This is a genomic window from Sphingomonas sp. 66-10 (assembly GCF_001897045.1).
Taxonomy (GTDB): domain Bacteria; phylum Pseudomonadota; class Alphaproteobacteria; order Sphingomonadales; family Sphingomonadaceae; genus Sphingomonas; species Sphingomonas lycopersici.
In genome coordinates this window covers 403,748-406,200 of sequence record NZ_MKRR01000133.1, presented here as the reverse complement: position 1 = coordinate 406,200, position 2,453 = coordinate 403,748, and the positions used below count along the sequence as shown (strand labels likewise).

Annotated in this window: 3 protein-coding genes; 2 read left to right on the top strand and 1 reads right to left on the bottom strand. The window is 64.1% G+C overall.

Annotation, left to right across the window (positions count from 1 at the left end; genetic code table 11):
- Positions 1-1,000 (bottom strand): TonB-dependent receptor plug domain-containing protein (locus tag BGN95_RS15825; RefSeq protein ID WP_286773265.1); only part of this gene is annotated, 1,000 nt, incomplete at its 3' end.
- 294 nt (positions 1,001-1,294) lie between these two features.
- Here BGN95_RS15825 and BGN95_RS15820 point away from each other — a divergent pair.
- A complete protein-coding gene (locus BGN95_RS15820; RefSeq protein ID WP_265311816.1) occupies positions 1,295-1,978 on the top strand; it encodes a SapC family protein in 684 nt (227 codons plus the stop codon).
- Positions 1,975-2,453 (top strand): cupin-like domain-containing protein (locus tag BGN95_RS15815; protein WP_286773264.1); only part of this gene is annotated, 479 nt, incomplete at its 3' end. The genes BGN95_RS15820 and BGN95_RS15815, both read left to right, overlap by 4 nt.

The window sequence follows — 2,453 nt, the reverse complement described above, 5'->3', positions numbered from 1 at the left end:
TGCTGTTCAAGGTCTGGCGGGTAAAATTGTCGTCGATCGTCAGCAACATGCTGTCGGTCGGCCGCCATTGCACCGCGATGCGCCCGTCGACGCGCTCGTCCTGGTTGAACGTCTGCTCGATCCCCTGCTGCTGCGGGAACCAGGTCAGGATCGACTGGCGGTTGCTAGGCGTCGCCCAGGCCGCGCTCGCCGGATCGTTCGTCGGCGAACAATCCGTGCCGATCGGCCCGGACTGGCAGGGCGCGAAATGCGCGCCGATCCAGCCGGGGATGAAGACGTGGTTCGACGTCGTGTCGCGACGGGTATAGGCCACGTCGGCGAGCACGCCGATCGTATTGTCCGCAAAGGTGTCGGATACCAGCAGGCCGCCGGTGGCGCGCGCATTCTTGTCGCGCGACTGGAGCGAGCCGGCAGCGGTGGCGGCAAGGTGGAAGCCGTCGCGGTCGAACGGCTTGGGCAGCGAGACGTCGATGATCCCGCCGATCGCGCTGGTCGAAAGCTCGACGTCCGGCGTCTTGTAGACGCTGAGACGGCCGACGAAATCGGAGCCGATCGTGGTGAAGTCTACGCCGCGATTGCCGGTTGCGGTCGAGATATGGCGGCCGTCGTACAAAGTATCGATGAAGTCCTGGCCGAACCCGCGGATGGTGACGCCGGTCGCATCACCGCGCGCACCCGAGCGCTGGATCGAGATGCCCGGCAGGCGCTGCATCGCGGAGGCGACGTTCGAATCCGGGAACTTGCCGATGTCTTCGGCCGAGATCGCGTCGACCACGCCGGGCGAATCGCGCTTGATGTCGAGATTGCGCTGCAGCGACGCGCGCAGGCCCGTGACGACGATATCGTTCGGCGTTTCCGACGGGCTGGCGAGCGTCGTCGTAGCGTCCTGCGCGATTGCCGGCGCGGCGATCGTCAGTGCAACGACGCCCGGTGCGGCGGTCAGCAACAAGCGCCTGGTCGCGCGCGCACCGTTCACCCGCGAATTGGATTGCTTCTTCATCACATCCTCCCCCGTCCTGATCATTCTCGCGTCGGGACGGCTTCGACGCCAACCACCTTCCCCGAGGCTGACGACCTCGATGCAGAGTTTGCCGGAGACGAAGTTTCAGTGCGGTCAGGCCGCCAAATCCCCTCGACTCCGGAATCTGCGGTTCCGGTCTGCGCTTTGGGTAACGCGAAAAGGTAGCGCTATCAAGAATTATTTGTCAGCGTTTTCGAACCTGCTATTCAGGCCCTACAAAGGCGGTGCAGGTGGCGTACAACACCGCCGCACAACAAAGGCTGGGAGAGCGGGATGGCGGCCGAGTTTGAGATTTTGAACGATCAGGCGCACCGCAATCTCGCGATTCGCAGCGATGCCGGCGTCGCCCATCCGCATTTCGTGATGATCGTTCTCGGCGAGTTTCCCGCGGCCGCAAGCGCATGTCCGATCTTTCTCGCGAAAGACCCGGCCACCGGGGAATTCTATGCCGCCGCGCTGTTCGGTTTCGAACCGGGGGAGACTTTGTTCGAGGCCGGCGAGAAGGCCGCGACGTTCCGCCCGCTCGAATTGCAACGGCAGGGTTTTCATGTCGCGGACGAGAATATCGCCGTCCAGCCGGGACATCCTCGGTTCGGTGCGGGGGCGGATATCGCCCTCTTCGATGACGGCGGCACGCCGACCGAAGCGCTGCGCAAGATCCAGATGATACTCGGGCAATTGCACAGCGGCATTCATGAGACTCGCGCGTTCATCGGTGAGTTGCTGCGACTGAGGTTGGTCGAACCGCTCGATATCTCGCTGACCTTCGATGACGGGAAGCGGCTCGATCTCGACGGGCTCTATACCGTCAGCCGCGACGGCCTGAACGATCTGCCCGACGTCGAAATCGCCGCTTTGTTCCGCAAGGGATATCTGCAGGCGGCGATGTGCATGACCTTTTCGTTGAACCAGATCGCCGTTCTCGCGCGGCGGCGCAACGCCCGGCTGCTTGCATGACGATAGCGGTGCCGGAGATAGCGGCCGATCCCTTTGCCGATCCGGCGCAGTTCCGCGAGATCGCGGCGCGCTGCGAGCCGGTGGTGGTGCGTGGCCTGGTCAACGACTGGCCGGTCGTGCGCGCCGCCGCCACATCGCCGGTCGCGTTGCGCGCCTATCTTCTGCGCTTCGCGAGCGCGACCCGCGCAGAGGCCTTCGTGGGGAAGGCGGGGCGCTATTCCTATAACGAAAGGCTGGACGGCTTCGATTTCGACCGGGTCGACACCGATCTCGCCGATGCGCTCGACCGCATTCTCGCCAGCGCGAACGTGCCGGGCGCGCCGACCGTCTACGTCGGGTCTCTCGATACGGCGCAATATCTGCCGGGATTCGCGGCGGAGAACAATCTCGGCCCGCTGCTATCCACGGTTCAGCCGCGGCTGTGGATCGGCAATAGGTCGGACATTGCATGTCACAACGACACGTTCGACAATAT